We start from the raw sequence: 18,515 nt of genomic DNA on the forward strand, positions 1-18,515 counted from the left end.
GCGCGGGGAACTGCGCGAAACACCAGCGCACCCGCACGGGACAGCGCACCCGAGCCGGGACGCACCCGATAGGGGCGCGGGGAACTGCGCGAAACACCCAGCGCACCGCACAGGACAGCGCACCGCCAGGTGGACGCACCTGGATCAGGGGCGCGGGGAACTGCGCGGAACCACAGCGCACCCCGCAGGGAACCGTGCAGGGAACCGCACACCACCAAGTGCGACAATCGGCGCGATGACTCAGACACCACCGCAGCCCAGCCGAGCCCGCGCAGAGATCGACCTGAACGCCCTGCGCGCCAACGTCCGCGCCCTGCGCGCCCGCGCACCCAAGTCCGCCCTGATGGCCGTCGTGAAGTCCGACGGCTACGGTCACGGCGCACTCCCCTGCGCCCGCGCGGCGATCGAGGCGGGCGCGACCTGGGTCGGCACGGCCACCCCGCAGGAAGCGCTCGCGCTGCGCTCCGCGGGCATCGGCGGCCGGATCATGTGCTGGCTGTGGACGCCGGGCGACCCCTGGCGCGAGGCCATCGAAGCGGACCTCGACGTGTCGGTGAGCGGGATGTGGGCGCTCGCGGAGGTCACCGCCGCCGCCCGGGACGCGGGCCGCCCCGCCCGCATCCACCTGAAGGCCGACACGGGCCTCGGCCGCAACGGCTGTCAGCCCGCCGACTGGCCGGAACTGGTCGCCGCCTCGCTCGCCGCCGAGGCCGCCGGCACCGTCCGGATCGCCGGCCTGTGGTCGCACCTCGCCTGCGCCGACGAGCCGGGGCACCCCTCGGTCACCGCGCAGCTCGAAACGTTCCGGCGGATGATCGGGTACGCGGAGGGCGAGGGAGTGCGCCCCGAGGTGCGGCACCTCGCCAATTCCCCCGCCACGCTGACCCTGCCGGAAGCCCACTTCGACCTGGTCCGCACGGGCATCGCGATGTACGGGGTGTCACCCGCGCCCGAGGTGGGGACGTCCGCGGCGCTCGGGCTGCGACCGGTGATGACGTTCAGCGCCTCGGTGGCCCTGGTCAAGCACGTGCCGGCCGGGCACGGCGTCAGCTACGGACACCGGTTCGTCACCGACCGGGAGACCACCCTCGGGCTGGTCCCCGTCGGCTACGGCGACGGCGTCCCCCGGCACGCTTCGGGCCGGGGCCCGGTCCTGGTCGGCGGTGCGTGGCGGCGGGCCGCGGGGCGGATCGCGATGGACCAGTTCGTGGTGGACCTCGGCGGCGAGAAGCTCCAGGAGGGCGCCGAGGCCGTGCTGTTCGGACCGGGCGACCGGGGCGAGCCCACCGCCGAGGACTGGGCCGAGGCCGCCGACACCATCGCGTACGAGATCGTCACCCGGATCGGCGCCCGGGTGCCCCGGGTCTACCGGGGCGTGCACGACACCGGGGGCGCGGGGACGGACACCGGGGGCGACGAGTGAGCGGCGACCCGGCGCCCGGCGTGACGGAAGCCGTGACGGACGTCGTGACGGGTGCCGTGTCGGCCGGGAACTGGCGCCGGGGCGCGGGCATCGCCGGCATCGCCATCGGCGTGGTCGCCGCAGCCGCCGCGACCGGCGTCGCCGTGGAGCGGCTGACCGTGAGCCGCAGCGTGCGCCGCAAGGCCAGGACCGCCCTCGACGCGGCCGGCCCGTACGGAGAACTGCGGGGGACCTCCGGGACCGCGGTCGCCGACGACGGCACCGCACTGTCCTACGAAGTGGACGAGCCCGGCGACTTCGGCGGCACCGGCGAACCGGGCCCGGGCCCGGGGTCCGGCCGGCGCGGGCCGTTCCGGCGCCGCGCCACCGCGCCCACCACGGTCGTGTTCAGCCACGGCTACTGCCTCAACCAGGACGCCTGGCACTTCCAGCGGGCCGCCCTGCGCGGCCTGGTGCGCACCGTCTACTGGGACCAGCGCGGGCACGGCCGTTCCGCCCGCGGCCCGGTGGCCTCGGCGGCCGGCGAACCCGTCAGCATCGACCGGCTCGGCCGCGATCTGTCGGCGGTCATCGACGCCGCCGCCCCCGAGGGCCCGCTCGTCCTGGTCGGCCACTCGATGGGCGGCATGACGGTGATGGCCCTCGCTGCCGAGTTCCCCGAGCTGGTCCGGGAGCGGGTCACCGGGATCGCCTTCGTGGGCACGTCCGCCGGACGGCTCGCCGAGGTCAGCTTCGGACTGCCCGCGGTCGGGGTCAACGCGGTGCGGCGGGTGCTGCCCGGGGTGCTGCGGGTGCTGGGGCCGCGCGCCGAACTGGTGGAACGCGGCCGGCGCGCCACGGCGGACCTCTTCGCGGGGGTCGTCAAGCGGTACTCCTTCGCGAGCCGTGACGTGGACCCGGCCGTCGCCCGGTTCGCCGAGCGGATGATCGAGGCCACGCCCTTCGAGGTGGTGGCGGACTTCTACCCGGCGTTCGCCGAGCACGACAAGAGCGAGGCGCTCACCGGCCTGCACGGACTGCCGGTGCTGGTGCTCGCCGGCGAGCAGGACCTCATCACCCCCGCCGGACACAGCGAGGCCGTCGCCGAACGGCTCGACGGCGCGGATCTCGTCCTGGTGCCCGACGCCGGTCACCTGGTGATGCTGGAGCACCCCGGCACGGTCACGGACCGGATCGCCGCACTGCTGGTCCGCGCGGGAGCCCTGCCGGCAGGCACTACCGTGAACGGTTATGGAACCGAGCGCGCACCGAGCAGGACCGCGGGCGACGGCGGCTGAGCCCGTCACCGCGTCGATCACCGTCACGTCCCCGGAGCGCATGCGGGAGCTGGGCCTGCGGCTCGCCGCGCGGCTGCTCCCCGGCGACCTGGTGATGCTCACCGGGGAACTGGGCGCGGGCAAGACCACCCTGACCCGGGGCATCGGCGAAGGGCTCGGCGTGCGGGGCGCCGTCACCTCGCCGACCTTCGTGATCGCCCGGGTGCACCCGAGCCTGATCGGCGGCCCCGCGCTGGTGCACGTGGACGCCTACCGGCTGGGCGGCGGACTCGACGAGATGGAGGACCTGGACCTCGACGTGTCGCTGCCCGAGTCCGTGATCGTCGTGGAGTGGGGCGACGGCAAGGTCGAGGAACTGTCCGAGGCGCGACTTCACGTGCTCATCGACCGGGCGGTGGGGGACACCACGGACGAGGTCCGGACGGTCACCCTGCGCGGCTACGGGGAGCGGTGGGCCGCGGCGGGGTTCGAGGGGCTCGTCGCACCCCCGGGTGACGGTTCCTGACACGTTCCGACAAGCTGTCGGGAAGATGTTGCGCAGGGGTGCCGGTCCGTGGTCACATGGAGCAGAGAGGTTAGGTCTGCCTAACCATTTTGCCCCCGGAGCACCAGGAGGCGCCCATGTCGGCGACCGAGCGGGTCGAGCCGCCGAGCGCGGCGGTGCCGATGGACGTGCTGCTCGCCGCCTGCGCCGCGGCGCGTGCGGTCTCCACCCCGCCCACCGCGGCTACGGACACGGAGACGGGGACCGTCTCCCGACCGGGGCCGGTGCACGAGCGCCACGAAGGCCCCCGGGCCGCCTAGGCCCTCTCCTTTTCGGACCGGGCCGGGCCCGTCGGAGCGGCCGTCGGGCGTTCGCCCGCGGGTGTGCGGCGGTTGCACGGACACGGGCCCGCGCCCCCGGTGCACGCCGCAGCGTGCGTACCCGCGCTCAGGGGATGACCACGACCGGCGTGTTGATCACCGCGAACTGCCACATCGCATCGCCGTCCGGGCGCGTGGAGCGGATGCCCCCGGTGCGCCGGGTGCGGTCGGGCGGCCGGGTGGAACCGTTCACGGCCGCGCTGAAGCCGATGCTCACCCCGTCCTGCGAGGCGAACCGCACCACGTGCTCGATGCCGACCCCGTCCGACCCGGCGGTGTTCCCCGTACGGGACGTGACGAGGTACGAACCGGGCTCCGGATCGATCGTGCTGGGCGTCACCCGGTACGTCCGCCGCACCTTCTCGCGCTCGCCGACCAACCAGACCCGGTCGTCCGACAGCGCGTAGACGACCCGCGGCCCGGTGCCCGCCCCGGAGGGCAGTGCGGTCGGATGGTTGCGGTCGCGCTCCACGGCGGGCGCGGTCGCGGCGGTCGAGGCGCCGGAGGAGGTCCCGGCGAGCCCCTCGGGCACGGTCGCCGACGCCTGGTAGGCGAGGAAGCCGACCGCGGTGAGCGCCACCCCGGTGAGCCCGGCCACGATTCCCGCGCTGCTCCCTGCCACCACGTCACCTCTCGTCCACCACCGGGCCGGACCACCGCCCCCGTACGGGACGGTCACCGTCCGTGAGGGGTCGTACGGCGACCGTAGCAGCAACTGCGGAGCTGACCGGGACGGCCGTGCCCCGGCCGCCGGAGCCGTACGCTGTTTGTGTGCTGCTGCTCGCTCTCGATACCGCCACCCCCGCCGTCACCGTCGCACTCCACGACGGCTCCGCCGTGGTCGCCGCGTCCTCGCAGGTGGACGCCCGACGCCACGGGGAACTGCTGCTCCCCGCGGTCGACCGGGTGCTCGCCGAGGCCGGGGTGAAGCTCCCGTCCGTCACCGCGCTCGTCGTCGGCACGGGCCCCGGCCCGTACACCGGTCTGCGGGTCGGGCTGATGACCGCCGACACCCTGGGCCTGGCCCTCGGGGTGCCCGTGCACGGAGTGTGCACGCTCGACGGGCTGGCCCACGCGGCCGGGCTCGAAGGACCGTTCGCCGTGGCGACCGACGCCCGTCGCAAGGAGGTCTACTGGGCCCGGTACGCGGACCCCCGCACCCGGGTGTCCGGTCCCGCCGTCGACCGGCCCGCCGACATCGCGGACGAGTTGGCCGGGCTGCCCGTGGTCGGCGCCGGCGCCCGGCTGTACCCGGACGCCTTCCCCGACGGGCGCGACCCCGAGCACGTCAGCGCCGCGGCCCTCGCCTCGGTGGCCGCCGAACGGCTGCGGGCGGGCGTGGCCCTCGATCCGCCCCGCCCCCTCTACCTGCGCCGGCCCGATGCGCAGGTCCCCAAGAACTACAAGGTGGTCACCCCCCAGTGACCGCCGCACTGCGCGAGATGCGCTGGTGGGACATCGACCCCGTGCTCGCGCTCGAACGCGAGCTGTTCCCCGAGGACGCCTGGTCCCGGGGCATGTTCTGGTCCGAGCTGGCCCACGCCCGGGGCCCCGGGGCGACCCGCCACTACGTGGTGGCCGAGGACGACTCCGGACGGCTCGTCGGATACGCGGGACTGGCTGCGGCGGGCGGCGTGTCCGACGAGTCGGGCACCGAAGCCGTCGACCCCGAAGCCGCCGGCGCCGTGGGGGACGTGCAGACCATCGCCGTCGCCCGGGACCAGTGGGGCACCGGGCTCGGCGCCCGGCTGCTCACGGACCTCCTCAAGCACGCCACGGCGTTCGAGTGCCGGGAGGTGATGCTGGAGGTGCGGGTCGACAACGTACGGGCCCAGAAGCTGTACGAGCGCTTCGGCTTCGCCCCCATCGGCGTGCGACGCGGCTACTACCAACCGGGCAACGTCGACGCCCTGGTGATGCGCCTGGAGATGCAGGGGCCCGCCGGCCGGGGCGCCCCCGCCCCCGCCCCACCGGCAACAGAGCACGGAACAGAAGGAACCGGGACCACCCATGGCTGACGAACCCCTCGTCCTCGGCATCGAGACCTCCTGCGACGAGACGGGCGTCGGCGTCGTCCGGGGCACCACCCTCCTCGCGGACGCCATCGCCTCCAGCGTCGACGAACACGCCCGCTTCGGCGGGGTCGTCCCGGAGGTCGCCTCCCGGGCCCACCTGGAGGCGATGGTCCCCACCATCGAGCGCGCGCTGAAGGAGGCCGGAGTCGCCGCCTCCGACCTCGACGGCATCGCGGTCACCGCGGGCCCCGGCCTGGCCGGCGCCCTGCTCGTCGGCGTGTCCGCGGCCAAGGCGTACGCCTACGCCCTCGGCAAGCCGCTGTACGGGGTGAACCACCTCGCCTCCCACATCTGCGTCGACCAGCTCGAACACGGTCCGCTGCCGGAGCCGACGATGGCCCTGCTGGTCAGCGGCGGCCACTCCTCGCTGCTGCTGTCCTCGGACATCACCTCCGACGTCCGGCCGATGGGCGCCACCATCGACGACGCGGCGGGGGAGGCGTTCGACAAGATCGCCCGGGTGCTGAACCTCGGTTTCCCCGGCGGCCCCGTCATCGACCGCTACGCACGCGAGGGCGACCCGAAGGCCATCGCCTTCCCCCGCGGGCTGACCGGACCGCGGGACGCCCCGTACGACTTCTCGTTCTCCGGGCTGAAGACCGCGGTGGCCCGCTGGATCGAGGCCAAGCGCGCCGCGGGCGAGGACGTGCCGGTGCGCGACGTGGCCGCCTCGTTCCAGGAGGCCGTGGTCGACGTGCTGACCCGCAAGGCCGTGCGGGCCTGCAAGGACGAGGGCGTGGACCATCTGATGATCGGCGGCGGGGTCGCCGCCAACACGCGGCTGCGGGCCCTGGCCGCCGAGCGCTGCGAGGCCGCGGGCATCCGGCTGCGGGTGCCCCGGCCGAAGCTGTGCACCGACAACGGGGCGATGGTCGCCGCGCTCGGCGCGGAGATGGTCTCCCGGAACCGGGCCGCCTCCGATTGGGAGCTGTCCGCCGACTCCTCGCTGCCGGTCACCGATCCGCACGTGCCGGGCCGGACCGCGGACGAGGAGCCGCCGGCCGCCCACGGTCACGGCCACGGCCACGCTCATGATCACGACCACGTGCACGAACTGGCGAAGGACAACCTGTACTCATGACCCTCGCGTTGATGTGGGAGGCGGCGGCGGTGACCGGGCGCGGCGCCGAACTCCTGGCCTGGGCCCGGGAGGCCCGCCCGGCCGGACGACCGCTGCGGCGCGAGACGTTCACCGCACCCGGCGACCGGGTCCTCGTCATCACCTGGTGGCCGGCCGACGTCGACGCGCCGGAGGAACTGCCCGACCCCCCGGCCGAGCTGGTCCGACGGGCCGTCCACCGTTGGCGGTTCACCTCGGTGGGCGTCGAGTAGCGCCCGCCCGGCTCAGGCCCCGCCGTCGGCCCGGGGCCCGAGCAGCCCGTCGAGCACCAGCCGGAGCTGGCGCTCCAGGTCGTACGACTCCACCAGCTGGACCCAGCGGTCGGCCAGCGAGGTCAGCAACGGGAGTTCGGCCGCGTCCTGTTCGGTGAGCAGCCCGTCGGGGAAGTTCCGGACCCGGCCGGGTTCCGCGGCCCGCCGTTCCATCGCGGCCCGGAACACCAACTCGCCGTAGACGCAGTGCCACACGGTCCGGTACGCGCGCACCGCGTCGTCCGCGCTCAGCCCGCAGGCCATCGCCGCCCCGATGAACTCCTCCATGATCCACAGCGCCCCCTTGTCGGTGAGGTCGCCGAGGCTCAACACGGCCACCACCCAGGGCATCCGACGCAGCGTCCGGTACATGTGCAGGGACATCGCGATCAGCCGCTCGCGCGGGTCCTCGGGCAGTTCGGGCCGGGGCACCGTACGCGCCATGCCCGACAGGGTCAGCATCAGCAGCTCGTCCTTGTTCCGGACGTGGTGGTAGAGCGCCATCGGGGTCGTCCCGACCTCCTTGGCGACCCTGCGCATCGACAGCGCGTCGACACCTTCCTCCTGGAGGATGCGACGGGCGACCGCGACGATCCGCTCGGGATCGATCCGGCGGGGCCGCCCGGCCTTCCGCCCGGCCTTGCGCGGGGCCGTGGCCGCGTCGTCGCCAGGGGTGCCGCCCGTTTCGCCCGCGTCGGTGCTGTCGTTCGTCGCCACCGTCACATTCTCTCCCTCTCCCTATTTCTATACGTGTAAAGTAAAGTCCGGGCCATGGTGAACCAATCCCCTCGGCACGCCCTCTTCCTGCCGGTGGTGCTGACCGTTCAGTTCCTCGTCGCGCTCGACATGTCGGTGGTGAACGTCGCCCTGCCGGACGTCCGCGCCGACCTCGGCTTCGCGCCCGAGGACCTGACCTGGGTGGTCAATGCGTACGCCCTCGCCTTCGGCGGGCTGCTGATGCTCGGCGGACGGCTCGCCGACCTGATCGGGCGGCGGCGCGTGCTGATCGCCGGCTTCGCGCTCTTCGGCCTCGCGAGCCTCGCCGCCGGCCTCGCCTCCGGGCCCGGCTGGCTGATCGCCGCCCGCGCGGTCCAGGGCGCGGGCGCCGCCGCACTGGCCCCCGTGGCGCTCGCCCTGATCACCGTCGGATACCCGGCGGGCCCGGAACGCTCACGGGCGCTCGCCCTGTGGGGCGCGGCGGGTGCGCTGGGCGGGGCGGTCGGGGTGCTCGCCGGCGGGCTGCTCACCGACTGGACCGGATGGCGGGCCACCATGCTGGTCAACGTGCCCGTGGTGCTGCTGGCCGGGCTCGCCGCCCGGATCGCCGTGCCCGTCGACCGGCGCACGGACGACCGCCCCGTGCTGGACGCCGGTGGCGCGGTCCTGGTCACCGCCGGGACGACCGTCCTGGTGCTCGGCCTGGTCCGGGCCGAGGAGATCGGCTGGGGCGCGGGCGCCACCCTGGCCACGCTCGGCACCGCCCTCGCCCTGCTGCTCGTTTTCGCGGCGGTCGAGGCCCGGCACCGTCGACCGCTGCTGCGGCTCGGGCTGTTGCGGCTGCGGCCGGTGCTGTCCGCGAACGTGTTCTCGCTGCTCCTGTCGGCCGCTCAGTTCGGCGCCTTCTACTTCGTCTCGCTCTACCTCCAGCAGGTGTTGGGGTACGGGCCGACGACGACCGGGCTGGCGTTCCTGCCGTTCTGCCTGGGCCTGATCGTGGGTTCGGTGATCGCCGCGAAGACCATGGCACGGTTCGGCGTCCGTCCGCTGATGCTCACCGGAGGGCTGCTCGGGGCCGTCGGGCTCCTCTACTGGGCCTTGGCGATCACGCCGGACAGTGGCTTCTGGTCCGTGATGTTCGTGCCCTCGCTGGTCTCCAGCATCGGCATCGGCCTGTGCTTCGTCCCGCTGGGCACCGCCGCCACGAGCGGGGTGTCGGCGCACGAGGCCGGCATGGCGTCCGGGCTGCTCACCACCTCCCGGCAGATCGGCGGTTCGGTGGGCCTCGCGGTGCTCGTCGCGGTGGCCACCCGGGCGGGCGCCGCCTCGGACGGCGACCCGCGCGGCGCGCTGACGGACGGTTACTCGGCGGCGTTCCTCGTCGCCGCGGCGATGCTCGCGGGGGGAACCCTGTTGGCCGCCCTGGTCTACCGCGCCCCGGAGCCCGCCGCCCCCACCTCGTCCCCGTCCCCGTCGTCGGCCCCCACCCCCGCCGACCGCTCGGCATAGAGCGGTACGGGGGTGGCTACGCCCCGTTCGGCACCGGGTGGCCGATCAGCATCGTCGGGGCGCCGGCCACCCGGGTCAGGAACACCGTGGCAGCATGCGGACCCTGGGGCCGCACCTTGCGCCGCAGTTCCTCGGGTTCGACGGCGGACCCCCGCTTCTTGACGGTGAGGACGCCCACCCCCCGTTCCCGCAGCAGCGCCTTCAACCGCTTGACGTGGAACGGGAGGTGGTCGGTCACCTCGTACGCGGTGGCGAACGGCGTGGGGCGCAGCACGTCGGAGGTGACGTACGCGATGGTCTCGTCCAGCAGCCCGCCGGACACCTCCGCGGCCACCGAGGCGACGAGCCGGGCCCGGATCACCGCGGGGTCGGGCTCGTACAGGTACCGTCCGACCTCCCGCACCGCCGGGTCCGGGGGCATCGCGGCCAGCGAGGCCGTGAGGGAGTCGCCGCCGGGCAGCAGGGTGGAGCGGCGGGAGTCGGGCGCCCCCGTCCCGAACCACAGCACCGCCTCCTTGAGGTCGCCCCGGTCGGAGATCCACTCGGTCTCCACGCCGTCCGGCACGGCCTCGTGCGGGATGCCCGGTGCGATCTTCAACGCCCCGCGGCCGGCCGTCCGTACCGCGTCGACCGCCCAGCTCAGCGGGGGCGAGTACGCCTCGGGGTCGAAGATCCGGCCCCGTCCGCCCCGGCGCGCCGGGTCCACGAACACCGCGTCGTACCCGTCGGTGGCCACCTCGGTCACGTCCGCCTCGCGGACCTCGATCAGCTCCGTGAGCCCCAGGGCCCGGGCGTTGGCGCGGGCCACCGCGCAGGTCAGCGGGGAGCGGTCGACGGCCAGGACCCGGATGCCCGCCCGGGCCAGGGCGATCGCGTCCCCGCCGATCCCGCAGCACAGGTCGGCGACCGAGGTCACCCCCGACTCCCGCATCCGGCGCGCCCGGTAGCCGGCCACGCTGGTGCGGGTGGCCTGTTCGACCCCGTCCGGGGTGAAGAACATCCGCGCCGCGTCGACCGCCCCGAACTTCGCCACCGCCCGTTGCCGCAACCGGGCCTGACCGAGTGCGGCGTTCACCAGTGCGGCGGGGTGCTCGCGGCGCAGCCGGGTGGCGACGGCGAGTTCCCGTGCGGGTTCGGTGTCGCGGACCTCCTCCAGGAGGGCGCGGCCCTCGTCGGTGAGGAGCGCGGCGAACTGCGCCTCGGGCGCGGGGTGCGGATCGGTGGTGCTCACCGGGCCATTGTGGGCCAGTCGGTGGACGGTCCGGTGCCGGTGGGCGGTGTCGGCGCGGGGCGCGCCGGGGGCGCTGACAGGATGCGGCCCCATGCGACTAGTACGACAAAACGAACAAAATACGGAAAAGGGTTGTCCGAGGGGTGACGAGCGGGACGGGCGAGTCGGTCGCGCGGGGCGCGGGTCCGCACGCCCCGGGGCCCTCACCCGGTCCCTCGTCGCCGCACTCGCCCTCACCGTCGCCACGACCGCCCTCGCGGGCTGCGGCACGGAGGCCGAGCCCACCCGACCCGCCGCCTCGGGCCGAGCGGGCGGCGCCCCGGGCGAACGGGCCGAGCAGGGAAAACAAGCCAAACAGGCCAAGGGGGCCAAGGAGGCGAAGGAGGCCGCGGAGGCCGCCGCCGCCCGGAAGCGGACGATCGCCGCCGCCCGGCTCGCCATCGCCAAGCGCTGGGGACTCGCCAAGGCCCCGCTGACCGCACCGCCCCCGCCCGCCGTCAAGCCGAAGACCACCACCAGGTCCGGCTTCGAGGTCGAGGGCCACGAGGACCTGCCGCCGGTCTTCACCACGATCCCGACCGAGGACAAGGTCGTCTTCCTCACCATCGACGACGGCGCCGACAAGGACCCGGCGCTGATCAAGATGCTGGAGGAACTCGACGTCCCGTACACCGCGTTCCTCAGCGACTACCTGGTCAAGGAGGACTACGGCTACTTCCGCAAGATGCGCGACGCCGGAGTCACCCTCAACAACCACACGCTGACCCACCCGTACCTACCGGGCCTGTCCTACGCGCAGCAGAAGCACCAGATCTGCGGGATGCAGGACGTCCTCCAGAAGCAGTACGGGACCCGCCCCACCGTCTTCCGGCCGCCCTACGGCAACTACAACGAGGACACCCTGCGCGCCGCCAAGGCGTGCGGCATCACCCAGGTGCCGCTGTGGAACGAGGAGGTCTTCGTCGACCGCTGGGAGTACCGCGAGTACGACAAGAGCCTGCGGCCCGGCGACATCGTCCTCACCCACTTCCGCGGTCGCAAGGACTGGAACGGGACCATGCCGGACACCATCCGCCGGTTCCTCAAGCTCATCACCGACCAGGGCTACGCCGTGGCGAAGTTGGAGGACTATCTGTGAGTGCCCGCGGGCGGTCCGCGCGACGCGTTCCACCGCGCCGGCTGGCCGCCCTGCTGGTCGCCGGGGTCCTCGCCCCGGCCCTCACCGGCTGCGCGCACCCCGCCGACCGGGCCGACGGGGTGCGCGGGTCCCTGCACCGGACCGCCTCGCGCGGGGCCGACCCGGCACCGAGCCCGGCGCCGGACGCGCACCGTCGCTGGGGGCTGGCCGCACCGCTCGCCCCCGCCCCGCGGCCCGCGCGCCCGGGCGGGGCGAGCGCCCCCGGCGCACCCCCGGCCACCGACCTCGCGCCCGTGATCGACCGCGTCCCCACCCGGGACCCGGTCGTCTTCCTCGTCTACGGCGACGGCGCGGGCCAGGACCCCCGGTTCGGCGAACTCGTCCGTGACCTGCGACTCCCGGTCACCGTCTTCCTCACCGACCGGGCCCCGGGCCCCGGCCACGCCGAACTGGCGCGGCTGCGACCCTTCGGCGTGGACGTGCAGAACCACACCCTCGACCACCCCTACCTGCCGGGCCTGCCCTACGCCGGGCAGCGCGCCGAGATCTGCGGCCAACGCGACAAGCTCCACGGCCGCTTCGGCGTCCGGCCGGACCTGCTGCGCCCGCCCCACGGGGCCCACGACCGCGAAACGCTACGGGCCGCCGCCGACTGCGGCATGTCCGCCGTGGTCACCGGTCGACCCGTCCCCGCCCCGGACGCCCGGCTGAACCCCGGGGACGTCCTCGTCGCCGACCCCCCGGCGGGCACCTCCACCACCACCGCGACCCTCCGGCTGCTGCGCCGCGTCCAGGCCCTGGGCCTCGCCGTCGCCCGGCTCACCGACTACGTCTGACCCCCGCGGACCCGGCCCGACGGCCGCCTTCCGGGGGTCGCTCCGCGGGCGGTTCCGGACCCTCGGACGGAGGGCGCGTTGGCACTCCGCTTGACCGAGTGCTAATCGCGGTCATAGTCTCGGCCCTGGCACTCTCCACTGGTGAGTGCCAGCAGCGACAGGCAGGTCCGGCACCCGCGACGACGGATCCACCTGGTCGCCACCTCAGACAGTTAACCCCGTGAGATCTCCGAAGGGGGAGGTCGGATCGTGACGACCACCAGCTCCAAGGTTGCCATCAAGCCGCTTGAGGACCGCATTGTGGTCCAGCCGCTCGACGCCGAGCAGACCACGGCTTCGGGCCTGGTCATTCCGGACACCGCCAAGGAGAAGCCCCAGGAGGGCGTCGTCCTGGCCGTGGGCCCGGGCCGTATCGAGGACGGCAAGCGCGTCGAGCTCGACGTAGCCGTCGGCGACGTCGTCCTCTACAGCAAGTACGGCGGCACCGAGGTGAAGTACAACGGCGAGGAGTACCTCGTCCTCTCGGCCCGCGACGTGCTCGCGATCATCGAGAAGTAGTTCACCGAGCGCAACGAATCTTGTTGTGTGCTGCGCCCCTGGCCCCCCGCGAAGCTGAGCCGGGTGCCGGGGGCGCGGTCCGTTTACCGCTTTCCTGCAGTTTCTGAGAGGGCTGAACCGCTCCCATGGCGAAGATCCTGAAGTTCGACGAGGACGCCCGTCGCGCCCTTGAGCGCGGCGTCAACAAGCTTGCCGACACCGTCAAGGTGACGATCGGCCCCCGTGGCCGCAACGTCGTCATCGACAAGAAGTTCGGTGCCCCGACCATCACCAACGACGGCGTCACCATCGCCCGTGAGGTGGAGATCGAGGACCCCTACGAGAACCTCGGCGCGCAGCTCGTGAAGGAGGTGGCGACCAAGACCAACGACATCGCGGGTGACGGCACCACCACCGCCACCGTGCTCGCCCAGGCCCTGGTCAAGGAGGGTCTGCGCAACGTTGCCGCCGGCGCCTCCCCGGCCTCCCTGAAGAAGGGCATCGACGCCGCGGTCAAGGCCGTCTCCGACGAGCTGCTCGCCACCGCGCGCCCGATCGACGAGAAGTCCGACATCGCGGCCGTCGCCGGGCTCTCCGCCCAGGACCCGCAGGTCGGCGAGCTGATCGCCGAGGCCATGGACAAGGTCGGCAAGGACGGTGTCATCACCGTCGAGGAGTCCAACGCGTTCGGCCTCGAACTGGACTTCACCGAGGGCATGGCCTTCGACAAGGGCTACCTGTCTCCGTACTTCGTGACGGACCAGGAGCGCATGGAAGCCGTCCTGGAAGACCCGTACATCCTCATCAACCAGGGCAAGGTCTCCTCCATCCAGGACCTGCTGCCGCTGCTGGAGAAGGTCATCCAGGCGGGTGGCTCCCGGCCGCTGCTGATCATCGCCGAGGACGTCGAGGGCGAAGCCCTGTCGACCCTGGTGGTCAACAAGATCCGCGGCACGTTCAACGCCGTCGCCGTGAAGGCCCCCGGCTTCGGTGACCGCCGCAAGGCCATGCTCGGCGACCTCGCCACCCTCACCGGTGCCCAGGTCATCGCCGAGGAGGTCGGCCTCAAGCTCGACCAGGTCGGCCTGGACGTGCTGGGCACCGCCCGCCGCGTGACGGTCAGCAAGGACGACACCACCATCGTCGACGGTGGCGGCAACTCCGAGGACGTCGCCGGTCGCGTCGCGCAGATCAAGGCCGAGATCGAGAACACCGACTCCGACTGGGACCGCGAGAAGCTCCAGGAGCGCCTCGCCAAGCTCGCCGGCGGCGTCTGCGTGATCAAGGTCGGTGCCGCGACCGAGGTCGAGCTCAAGGAGAAGAAGCACCGTCTGGAGGACGCCATCTCCGCGACCCGCGCCGCGGTCGAGGAGGGCATCGTCTCCGGTGGTGGCTCCGCGCTCGTCCACGCCTCCAAGGTGCTGGAGGGCAACCTCGGCAAGGAGGGCGACGAGGCCACCGGTGTCGCCGTCGTCCGTCGCGCCGCCGTCGAGCCGCTGCGCTGGATCGCGGAGAACGCCGGCAAGGAGGGCTACGTCATCGTCTCCAAGGTCGCCGAGCTGGAGGCCGGACACGGCTACAACGCGGCCACCGAGGAGTACGTCGACCTGGTCAAGGCCGGCGTCATCGACCCGGTCAAGGTGACCCGCTCCGCGCTGGAGAACGCCGCTTCCATCGCTTCGCTGCTGCTCACGACCGAGACGCTGGTCGTCGAGAAGCCGGCTGAGGACGAGGGTGACGCCGGTCACGGCGGTCACGGCCACTCGCACTGAGTCTGACGCTTTAACGGTGACGGGCCCCGGCCCGGCCCCCTCCCCAGGGGCGCCGGCCCGGGGCCCGCCTGCGTCCACCTACCGGTCCGCGGTTCCCTGCGGGGTGCGCTCATCTGGCGGTGCGCTGTTCCGCGGGGTGCGTCCCGCTGTTGCGCAGTTCCCCGCGCCCCCTATCGGGGCCCGTCCGGCGGCCGTGCGCTGGCCCGTGCGGGTGCGTGGGGGGATTCGCGCAGTTCCCCGCGCCCCTATCGGGGCTGACTGGTTGGGGTCTGTCTGCGGCTTCTCCAGCGCGGGTGCGCTGCGGGGCGGACGACGACGGCGAGGAGCGCCCGAGATCCAGGGGCGCGGGGAACTGCGCAATCCCACCACGCACCCCGCAGGGAACCACCACCGCCAGGTGTAAGCACCCGATAGGGGGCGCGGGGAACTGCGCGAGCAACCACAGTGCACCCGCACAGGACAGCGCACCGCGAGGCCAACGCACCCGATCAGGGGCGCGGGGAACTGCGCAAAGCACCAGCGCACCCGCAGGGCAGCGCACCCGCACAAGACACCACAAAGGACACCGCGTCAGCGAGGACCGTACTTGCGGCCGGTCGAGGCGGTGATCCCACCAAGCAGGGGCCGCGGTGCCAACTTCGCGAGCCCCATCAGCGCCTTGTACCGGGGATCGGGAACGGAAACGACCTTGCCCCGGGAGAGGTCGCCCAACGCCGCACCGACCACCTTGTCCGCGTCCAACCACATCCACCCGGGGATGTTCTCCGTGCCCATCCCGGCCCGCTCGTGGAACTCCGTACGGACGAACCCGGGGCACAGCGCCATCAGCCGCACCCCCGAACCGCCGAGGTCCTTCGCCGCGCCCTGGGTGAACTGCACGACCCACGCCTTGGACGCCCCGTACGTGCCGCGCGGCAGGAACGCCGCGACGGAGGCCACGTTCACGACCGCCCCGCGCCCCCGCTCCCGCATCGCCCCCGTCGCCGCGGCCGTGATCCGCAGCACCGCCTCGCAGTGCACCTTGAGCATCGTCAACTCGTCGGCGACCGGCACGTCCAGGAAACGGCCCTTGTTCCCGAAGCCGGCGTTGTTCACCAACAGGTCCACCGGCCGCCGCGGTTGGGACGAGCGGGCGGCCACCGCTTCGATCCCCTCGTCGGTGGCGAGGTCGGCGCGGAGCACCTCGGCCTCCACCCTGTGCCGGTCGTGCAGTTCGGTGGCCTGCGCGCGCAGCCGCTCGACGTCGCGCGCCACGAGTACCAGGTCGTGGCCGTCCGCGGCGAGGCGGCGGGCGAACGCCGCGCCGATACCGGCGGTCGAACCCGTGATCAGAGCCGTAGTCATGGGGCAAGGTTAGTGATCGCGGGGCGCGGCCCGGTGGCCCACCCGCTTCACTGCGCGTACTTCTCCCGGTACGCCAGCGCCAGTTCCCGGGTCTCCGGGTGCAGCGCGTCCCCGGCGACGAGCACCCGGGGTAGCAGTTCGCGCCGGGTGGTGAGGGCACGGAACTCCGTCAGCACGGTGATGTCGTGGTCGGGCCGGTGCACGACCTCCACCGGATCGCCCGCCCGGACCTCGCCGGGGGTGATCACCCGCAGGTACGTGCCGGGGGCGCCCTTCTCGGTGAACTTGCGGACCCAGCCGCGTTCCCCGAGGAAGCCCGCGAAGGTCCGGCACGGTATGCGGGCCGAGGACACCTCCAGCACCAGCTCCCCGCCGACCCGCCAGCGCTCGCCGATCAGGGCGTGCGTGATGTCGACGCCCTCGGTCGTGAAGTTCTCGCCGAAGCAGCCGGCGGGCAGTGCGCGGCCCAGGTCGGGTTCCCAGTCGTCGAGGTCCTCCCGGGCGAAGGCGTACACGGCCTGGTCGTTGCCCCCGTGGTGGCGGAGGTCGCACACCGCGTCCCCCGCGAGCCCGCTGCCGCCGATGCCCTTGGGCCCCGGCGCGGCCACCCGCAGCGGGCCCGTCACCGGGCGTTTGTCGATGCCGGTCACCCCGTCCAGCTGCTTGGTGTAGGGGACGGCCTTCGGCCTGCCGGCATTCAGTGACAGAAGCTTCATGCTTCGCACGTTATGCACCCCGAGGTGAAAGTGTCGATGGATTATTTCACTGGACACCCAAGGGGTGCTTATGCTCGCGTACCATGGCGGGGTGATCGAGGCCCGTCATCTCCGTGTCCTGCGTGCGGTCGCCGCCACCGGTTCCTTCTCCGCGGCGGCCCGCGAACTGGGCTGCACCCAGCCCGCCGTGAGCCAGCAGATGAAGGCCCTGGAGGCGTCCTCCGGCACCCCGCTGATCGTCCGCGCCGGCCGTGAGATGCGGCTGACCCAGGCCGGCGAGGCCCTGGTGCGGCACGCCGCCGGCATCCTCGCGGGGCTGACCGCCGCCGAGGAGGAGGTCGCCGCGATCGCGGGGCTGCGGGCGGGCCGGGTCCGGCTGGTGTCCTTCCCGAGCGGTAGCTCGACCCTGGTCCCGGCGGCCCTCGCCGCCCTGCGCGCCGCCCACCCGGGCACCCGGGTCTCCCTCGTGGAGGCGGAGCCGCCGCGCTCGGTGGAGATGCTGCGCGAGGGCGACTGCGACGTGGCGCTCGCCTTCCACTACGCGGACCCGGCCGGGGCGGAGGGCGCGGACGCCGCGGCCGAGGGGGCCGGCGGGCGGCTGCCGGAGGAGTGGACCGACCTGACGGTACGGCCGCTCTTCGCGGACCGGCTGGTCGGTCTGGTCCCGGAAGGGCACCCGCTCGCCGACGCGGGGACGGTCCGGATCGAGGAGTTCGCCGACGACCCGTGGATCGCGGGGTGCCCGCGCTGCCGCCGCCAGCTCGTGGACGTGTGCGAGAACGCCGGGTTCACGCCCCGGATCGACTTCGCCACCGACGACTACCCGGCGGTGACGGGACTGGTCGGCGCGGGGCTCGGCGTGGCGGTGCTCCCGGAACTGGCCCTGGAGTCGATCCGGCCCAAGGGGGTGCGCACCGTGACGGTGGAGCCCGCCGTACGGCGGCAGATCGTGGCGCTCACCCTGCCGGACCTGGCACAGGTCCCGGCGGTCGCGGCCACCCTCGACCACCTCGCCCGGGTCGCCCGGCACTGACGGCGTACGGGGTCGGGCCGCCCGCGCGCACGATCCCCCCGTCCGCGCGCACGATGCCCGGGGCGGGTGGCCGGCGCGCCCGTCCTGGTGGAGAGGAAACGTTCCCTCAGTGGGGGCGGGGCGCGCTGTGCGCCGAGGTCGCCGCGCTCGCCGGGACCAGCCGGTTGCGGGCCCGTCCCATCAGTTCCTCGCGTTCGTCCTCGGTGAGTCCGCCCCAGACCCCGTAGGGCTCGCGCACCTGGAGCGCGTGCGCGGCGCACTCGGCCCGCACCGGGCAGCGCATGCAGACCTCCTTGGCCGAGTTCTCGCGCGCACTGCGTGCCGCACCGCGCTCGCCCTCCGGGTGGAAGAAGAGCGAACTGTCCACCCCGCGGCAGGCCGCGAGGAGCTGCCAGTCCCACAGATCGGCGTTCGGTCCGGGAAGGCGGGAGAAATCTGCCATTGCGTGTCCCCTTCAGCGTGCGTACAGCTGGTGGCCGTGCCGACGCGGACAGCGCCCACGACGCTACAACTACTGTCGAAGAAGATGAAAATATGACTCTTTGCGAATCTAGCCTCAGACACCGGTGAAAGTGAAGAAAAGCCGCTAAATGGGGCATCGGTCTTGACGAAAGCTTTCTCATCACGCGCCGTGCCGAGGGAGTGTCGGACCCCTCACGTAGAGTGCCGAAG

The 18,515-nt window shown here is 73.4% G+C and carries 20 protein-coding genes; 14 read left to right on the forward strand and 6 right to left on the reverse strand.

Annotated features, from left to right (window positions below):
- The first annotated feature begins 235 nt into the window (after positions 1 to 235).
- The 4 genes from alr (at position 236) to ACFWIA_RS03625 (ending at position 3,504) form a co-directional block, all read left to right on the forward strand.
- Complete coding sequence (gene alr, locus ACFWIA_RS03610; protein WP_386999982.1) at positions 236 to 1,423, forward strand: alanine racemase; 1,188 nt, start codon at positions 236 to 238, stop codon at positions 1,421 to 1,423.
- A gap of 32 nt (positions 1,424 to 1,455) precedes the next feature.
- Positions 1,456 to 2,700 carry an alpha/beta fold hydrolase gene (locus tag ACFWIA_RS03615; protein WP_386999984.1) on the forward strand — a complete coding sequence of 415 codons (1,245 nt, stop codon included), beginning with the start codon at positions 1,456 to 1,458 and terminating at the stop codon, positions 2,698 to 2,700.
- Positions 2,654 to 3,205 carry a tRNA (adenosine(37)-N6)-threonylcarbamoyltransferase complex ATPase subunit type 1 TsaE gene (tsaE, locus tag ACFWIA_RS03620; RefSeq protein ID WP_386999986.1) on the forward strand — a complete coding sequence of 184 codons (552 nt, stop codon included), beginning with the start codon at positions 2,654 to 2,656 and terminating at the stop codon, positions 3,203 to 3,205. Before ACFWIA_RS03615 ends, tsaE begins: the two co-directional genes overlap by 47 nt.
- Before the next feature lie 116 nt (positions 3,206 to 3,321).
- Entirely contained in the window at positions 3,322 to 3,504 is a 183-nt protein-coding gene (locus ACFWIA_RS03625; protein ID WP_386999988.1) for a hypothetical protein, read from the forward strand.
- 127 nt (positions 3,505 to 3,631) lie between these two features.
- Here ACFWIA_RS03625 and ACFWIA_RS03630 read toward each other — a convergent pair whose 3' ends face one another.
- Entirely contained in the window at positions 3,632 to 4,186 is a 555-nt protein-coding gene (locus tag ACFWIA_RS03630; RefSeq protein WP_386999990.1) for a hypothetical protein, read from the reverse strand.
- A 149-nt stretch (positions 4,187 to 4,335) separates the two neighbouring features.
- Here ACFWIA_RS03630 and tsaB point away from each other — a divergent pair, with 149 nt between their 5' ends.
- From tsaB to ACFWIA_RS03650, 4 genes are read left to right on the forward strand one after another with little or no spacing between them, the layout of a single operon-like run.
- Positions 4,336 to 4,989 (forward strand): tRNA (adenosine(37)-N6)-threonylcarbamoyltransferase complex dimerization subunit type 1 TsaB, encoded by a 654-nt coding sequence (tsaB, locus tag ACFWIA_RS03635; RefSeq protein WP_386999992.1) that lies wholly within the window; start codon positions 4,336 to 4,338, stop codon positions 4,987 to 4,989.
- A 17-nt stretch (positions 4,990 to 5,006) separates the two neighbouring features.
- Positions 5,007 to 5,582 (forward strand): ribosomal protein S18-alanine N-acetyltransferase, encoded by a 576-nt coding sequence (gene rimI / locus ACFWIA_RS03640; protein WP_387000174.1) that lies wholly within the window; start codon positions 5,007 to 5,009, stop codon positions 5,580 to 5,582.
- Positions 5,575 to 6,720 carry a tRNA (adenosine(37)-N6)-threonylcarbamoyltransferase complex transferase subunit TsaD gene (gene tsaD / locus ACFWIA_RS03645; protein WP_386999994.1) on the forward strand — a complete coding sequence of 382 codons (1,146 nt, stop codon included), beginning with the start codon at positions 5,575 to 5,577 and terminating at the stop codon, positions 6,718 to 6,720. Before rimI ends, tsaD begins: the two co-directional genes overlap by 8 nt.
- Complete coding sequence (locus ACFWIA_RS03650) at positions 6,717 to 6,971, forward strand: hypothetical protein (protein WP_386999996.1); 255 nt, start codon at positions 6,717 to 6,719, stop codon at positions 6,969 to 6,971. Before tsaD ends, ACFWIA_RS03650 begins: the two co-directional genes overlap by 4 nt.
- Before the next feature lie 12 nt (positions 6,972 to 6,983).
- Here ACFWIA_RS03650 and ACFWIA_RS03655 read toward each other — a convergent pair whose 3' ends face one another.
- A complete protein-coding gene (locus tag ACFWIA_RS03655; protein WP_386999998.1) occupies positions 6,984 to 7,727 on the reverse strand; it encodes a TetR/AcrR family transcriptional regulator in 744 nt (247 codons plus the stop codon).
- A 54-nt stretch (positions 7,728 to 7,781) separates the two neighbouring features.
- Here ACFWIA_RS03655 and ACFWIA_RS03660 point away from each other — a divergent pair, with 54 nt between their 5' ends.
- A complete protein-coding gene (locus ACFWIA_RS03660; protein WP_387000001.1) occupies positions 7,782 to 9,236 on the forward strand; it encodes an MFS transporter in 1,455 nt (484 codons plus the stop codon).
- 16 nt (positions 9,237 to 9,252) lie between these two features.
- On the opposite strand, the gene ACFWIA_RS03665 is transcribed toward ACFWIA_RS03660, so the two are convergent.
- A complete protein-coding gene (locus ACFWIA_RS03665; RefSeq protein WP_387000002.1) occupies positions 9,253 to 10,560 on the reverse strand; it encodes a methyltransferase domain-containing protein in 1,308 nt (435 codons plus the stop codon).
- On the opposite strand from ACFWIA_RS03665, the gene ACFWIA_RS03670 reads away from it, so the two are divergent.
- From ACFWIA_RS03670 to groL, 4 genes are all read left to right on the forward strand, one after another.
- A complete protein-coding gene (locus ACFWIA_RS03670) occupies positions 10,559 to 11,605 on the forward strand; it encodes a polysaccharide deacetylase family protein (protein WP_387000004.1) in 1,047 nt (348 codons plus the stop codon). The two genes, ACFWIA_RS03665 and ACFWIA_RS03670, sit on opposite strands and share 2 nt — an antisense overlap.
- Positions 11,602 to 12,441 (forward strand): polysaccharide deacetylase family protein, encoded by an 840-nt coding sequence (locus ACFWIA_RS03675; RefSeq protein ID WP_387000006.1) that lies wholly within the window; start codon positions 11,602 to 11,604, stop codon positions 12,439 to 12,441. The genes ACFWIA_RS03670 and ACFWIA_RS03675 overlap by 4 nt, the downstream gene beginning before the upstream one ends.
- A 249-nt stretch (positions 12,442 to 12,690) precedes the next feature.
- The gene (gene groES, locus ACFWIA_RS03680; protein WP_067163226.1) at positions 12,691 to 12,999 is read left to right on the forward strand and encodes a co-chaperone GroES; all 309 of its coding nucleotides are present in this window, start codon (positions 12,691 to 12,693) and stop codon (positions 12,997 to 12,999) included.
- A 125-nt stretch (positions 13,000 to 13,124) separates the two neighbouring features.
- Positions 13,125 to 14,750 carry a chaperonin GroEL gene (gene groL, locus ACFWIA_RS03685; RefSeq protein WP_385493570.1) on the forward strand — a complete coding sequence of 542 codons (1,626 nt, stop codon included), beginning with the start codon at positions 13,125 to 13,127 and terminating at the stop codon, positions 14,748 to 14,750.
- A 570-nt stretch (positions 14,751 to 15,320) separates the two neighbouring features.
- On the opposite strand, the gene ACFWIA_RS03690 is transcribed toward groL, so the two are convergent.
- Together ACFWIA_RS03690 and ACFWIA_RS03695 are read right to left on the reverse strand one after the other, a co-directional pair.
- Entirely contained in the window at positions 15,321 to 16,094 is a 774-nt protein-coding gene (locus ACFWIA_RS03690; RefSeq protein ID WP_387000008.1) for an SDR family NAD(P)-dependent oxidoreductase, read from the reverse strand.
- A gap of 47 nt (positions 16,095 to 16,141) precedes the next feature.
- Complete coding sequence (locus ACFWIA_RS03695) at positions 16,142 to 16,810, reverse strand: MOSC domain-containing protein (protein WP_387000010.1); 669 nt, start codon at positions 16,808 to 16,810, stop codon at positions 16,142 to 16,144.
- 91 nt (positions 16,811 to 16,901) lie between these two features.
- Here ACFWIA_RS03695 and ACFWIA_RS03700 point away from each other — a divergent pair, with 91 nt between their 5' ends.
- Positions 16,902 to 17,843, forward strand: a complete 942-nt coding sequence (locus tag ACFWIA_RS03700) for a LysR family transcriptional regulator (protein WP_387000176.1) — start codon at positions 16,902 to 16,904, stop codon at positions 17,841 to 17,843.
- A 106-nt stretch (positions 17,844 to 17,949) separates the two neighbouring features.
- Here the strand turns inward: ACFWIA_RS03700 and ACFWIA_RS03705 are convergent, their stop codons facing one another.
- The gene (locus ACFWIA_RS03705; RefSeq protein ID WP_387000012.1) at positions 17,950 to 18,285 is read right to left on the reverse strand and encodes a WhiB family transcriptional regulator; all 336 of its coding nucleotides are present in this window, start codon (positions 18,283 to 18,285) and stop codon (positions 17,950 to 17,952) included.
- Between the last annotated feature and the right edge of the window lie 230 nt (positions 18,286 to 18,515).

Source organism: Streptomyces sp. NPDC127068 (genome assembly GCF_042724695.1).
Lineage (GTDB): Bacteria > Actinomycetota > Actinomycetes > Streptomycetales > Streptomycetaceae > Streptomyces.